Origin of the sequence: Mesorhizobium sp. M1A.F.Ca.IN.020.03.2.1, assembly GCF_004023205.1 — a bacterium.
Classification (GTDB): Bacteria; Pseudomonadota; Alphaproteobacteria; order Rhizobiales; family Rhizobiaceae; genus Mesorhizobium.
Map to the genome: position 1 here is coordinate 1 of NZ_RZSV01000367.1, position 3,665 is coordinate 3,665.

The window sequence follows — 3,665 nt, forward strand, 5'->3', positions numbered from 1 at the left end:
CACCAGCACCGAGGAAACGCGGTCGTTCCAGAAGCCGCCCCGGAAATTGACGGCGTCGTCAGGACCCATTGCAAGCGAGCGCCCGCGGAAGTTCGCATTCTCGAACAGCACGCAGGCGGCCTCGCCGTAAAATTGGGCGCTGACGCTTCCGGCAAATATTGTCGACGCAAGCGCCGCCAGGATGACCAAACGTTTCATGCAATATTTCCTCATTTCATCGCGTTGCGCGATGGCGCGGGCCCGATCACATTTTGCCATTGTGCTACACGAGGAAGCAAGTCCGAACCCCGCTCCGGCGGAGCTTGCCGACCGTCACCGGCTATCCATCATCCAGCCGCGGTTGCGCCACATCTTCTCACCGGCCAGGCAATCGGCGGCCGGCCTGTCGTCGGCAAGCACGACCGGCGGGTGAGCCGCCTCTTCTGCCGCCCATTGCCGCGAGGCCGGGCCGGCGAGCTCGAGCACCAGCTTGCGACGGATCGCTTCCGGGAATTGCGTCCAGTCGTTGACCGGGATCATGAAGGCGCCCGGCCCGCCGATCACGCAGTCGCTGTAGTAGCGGTCGAGATTGGCGACGTCGAAGGCGCCGCCGTACCCGCCCCTTGTCATCAGCGGCAGTCCGTTGATGGTGATGCCCTGCCTCACCACCTCGTCGCGCGTGATGTCGACCGGCGCGCCCTGGTTGTTGGGTCCGTCGCCCGAAACGTCGATGACGCGCTTGGTCCCCTGAAAGCCGCTTTCGGCGAAAAGGTCGCTGCCGAAGGCCAGCGCGCCGGAGATCGAAGTACGTCGCGCGCTGTCCGGCGGACGTGCGTTCATCTGCGCAACGATCCGTTCGGCGTCGGCGCGATTGGCAATCGCTGTCCACGGTACGACGACCCGCTGCCATCTGGTGCCGGCCCACTCGACATAGGTGACCGCGATCTTGCCGTGGACGCCGTCGGCGATGGCCTTGAGCACGTTGTCATCCGTCAGTGCCGCCGCATAGCCACGGCGCTGGATCTCGAGTTCGGCCGGCGACATGGAGAGCGAAACATCGACTGCGAGCACCAGCTCGACATCCACCGGCTCTATCGCACTCGATCGCGTGGGCGGGCCGAGGAGCAGCGCCAGCGCGGCGGCGCCGGAAAGCCAATGCCTTGTTCGGCCCAAAGCGGACATGACGCAACGGTAAGCGATAATCGCGCATGAACAAAGCAAAAAGGCCCGGCGTCGACCGGGCCTTCCACCAATCCGGACGAACGCGCGCTCGCTTAGCTGCGCGGCTTGAGATTCTCCGGGTCGTAAAGCGGCTTGTAGCCGACGCCGGCCACCTCGACCGGATAGGTCTCGCCGAAATACTCCACCTGCAGCTTGCGACCTTCCTGGCAGCAGGCCCAGGGCAGATAGGCGAGCGCGATGTTCTTGCCGATGGTCGGGCCGTAGGCGACCGACGTGGTGAAGGAGCGCCGGCCGAGCTCGTCGACCAGCGTCTCGCCGGTCGCGGGATCCTGCACCGGCATGATGCCGACCGGATAGCGCGCGACGCCCTTGGAATCGGTGTTCTCGGTCATCACCAGCGTGCAGAGCATAGCCGGCTGATGCTCGCGGGCGCGATATTCCAGGTGCTTGGCCTTGCCGCAGAAGTCGTTCTCCTTGACCTTCGGGCGGGCAAGATCTGCCTCGAGCAGATTGTATTCGGTCAAGAGGTCGGCGTTCTGCAGCCGCAGGCTCTTCTCCATGCGGCGCGTGTTGGCGTAGGTCTCGACGCCGAACGGCATCACACCGGTCGAGCGCAGCGCGTCCCAGACGGCGAGCCCGTCCTCATAGCGCATATGCAGTTCCCAGCCCTGCTCGCCGACATAGGAGATGCGGAAGGCCGTGACGTCCTTTCCGCCGATCCTGATCGGCTTGATCGCCGCGAACGGGAAATTGTCCGGCGTCAGCCCGTTCGGGTCCTCGACCACCTTCTGCAGCGTCGTGCGCGCATTCGGTCCCCAGATGCCGATGGTGACGTATTTTTCGGTGACGTCGGTGACAGTGACATCGAAACCTTTGTCCTGCGCGGTGCGCTGCATGTAGCGGAAGTCGCGCGGCCCGGCGTCGGCGCCGTCGATGACGCGGCAGCGATCGGCCATGCGGATCACGGTGAAGTCGGCGCGCACCATGCCCTCCTCGTCGAGGAAGTGGGTGTAGATGCCCTTGCCGATATTGTTGTCGCCGCCGATCTTGGCCGCGCACAGCCATTCCAGCAGCGCGACATGATCCGGCCCCTCCACGTCGTACATCGAAAAATGCGAGAGGTTGACGATGCCGCAATCCTCGCTCATCGCCAGATGCTCGGCATTGGAGACGCGCCAGAAATGGCGGTTGTCCCACTCATTCTCGCGCACCGGGACGCGGTTGGCGTATTTTTCCAGGAGATGCTCGTTGGCGGCATAGCCATGGGCGCGCTCCCAGCCGCCTAGCTCCATGAAGTAGCCGCCGAGTTCCTTCTCGCGCTCCCAGAACGGCGAGCGGCGGATGTTGCGGCCCTTGGAGAACGGCTCGCGCGGATGCACCGCCGGATTGTAGACCTTCATCGCCGTCTCGGTGCAGCGATCCCAGATGAACTCTTCCTTCGTCTGGTGCGGGTAGAAGCGCGCATAGTCGATGGCGTGATGATCGATCGCGGTGCGGCCGTCGGTCATCCAGTCGGCGATCAGCTTGCCCATACCCGGGCCGTCCTTGACCCAGATGGCGACGGCGTACCAGAGGCCCCTGACCTTCTGGCTTTCGCCCATCGAAGGCCCGCCATCGGTCGTCACCTGCAGCAGCCCGTTGAAGGAATGGCCTTCATTGTAGCCGAGCTCGCCGAGGATCGGCGTCAGTTCCATGGCGCGCTCCAGCGGCGCCATGATCTGCTCCATGTCGAGGTCGCGCTGCGAGGGCGAGAGCCGCGCCTGGTCTTTTTCCAGCAGGTCGCGCGGATGGCAAAGGCGCGGATTGGTCTCCTCGTAATAGCCCCATTCGATCTGCCCGCCCTCCGCGGTCTTGGGATCCCCGGTGTCGCGCATATAGGCCGAGTTGCCCTGGTCGCGCAGCAGCGGCCAGCCGATCTCCTTGCCGGTGCCGGCGAACTCGTTATACGGGCCGAAGAAGGTCAGCGGGTGGTCGATCGGCATGACCGGCAGGTCTTCGACGACCAGTGCCGCGGTCAGCCGGCCCCAAATGCCGGTGCAGACGACCACATAATCGGCTTCGATCGTGCCGCGCTCGGTCACGACGCCCTTGATGCGGCCGTTCTCGACGATCAGGTCCTTGGCCGAGGTGTTGGCGAAAGCCTGGAGTTTGCCGGAAGCGACACCCTGGTCGACGAGCTTGCCGGCCACCGTCTGCGAGCGCGGGATGACGAGACCGGCGTCGGGGTCCCACAACCCGCCCTGCACAAGATGCTCCTCGATCAGCGGGAACTTCTGCTTGATCTCGGCCGGCTCGATCAGGCGCGCGCGGGTGCCGAATGCCTTGGCGGAAGCAATCTTGCGCTTGATCTCGTCCATGCGGCCATCGTCGCCGACGCGCGCGACTTCGAGGCCGCCGATGCGCGCGTAATGCCCCATCTTCTCGTAGACCTCGATGGACTAGCTCCTCGTCCCTCCTTCTCGAACCTCGTGTCTTTTCTTTTACACTCAGTCCTCGTCCTGCTC

At 64.5% G+C, this 3,665-nt stretch carries 2 protein-coding genes and 1 pseudogene; all 3 read right to left on the reverse strand.

Annotated features, from left to right (window positions below; translation table 11 throughout):
* Positions 1 to 198, reverse strand: a 198-nt coding sequence (locus tag EOA79_RS30650) for a beta/gamma crystallin family protein (protein WP_245489970.1), incomplete at its 3' end; no start/stop codon positions are given.
* Positions 199 to 312: 114 nt separating this feature from the next.
* Positions 313 to 1,161 (reverse strand): DUF1194 domain-containing protein, encoded by an 849-nt coding sequence (locus tag EOA79_RS30655; RefSeq protein ID WP_095825683.1) that lies wholly within the window; start codon positions 1,159 to 1,161, stop codon positions 313 to 315.
* Positions 1,162 to 1,253: 92 nt separating this feature from the next.
* Positions 1,254 to 3,599 (reverse strand): annotated as a pseudogene (locus EOA79_RS30660) (FAD-dependent oxidoreductase); the annotation flags it as partial.
* Positions 3,600 to 3,665: the final 66 nt, after the last annotated feature.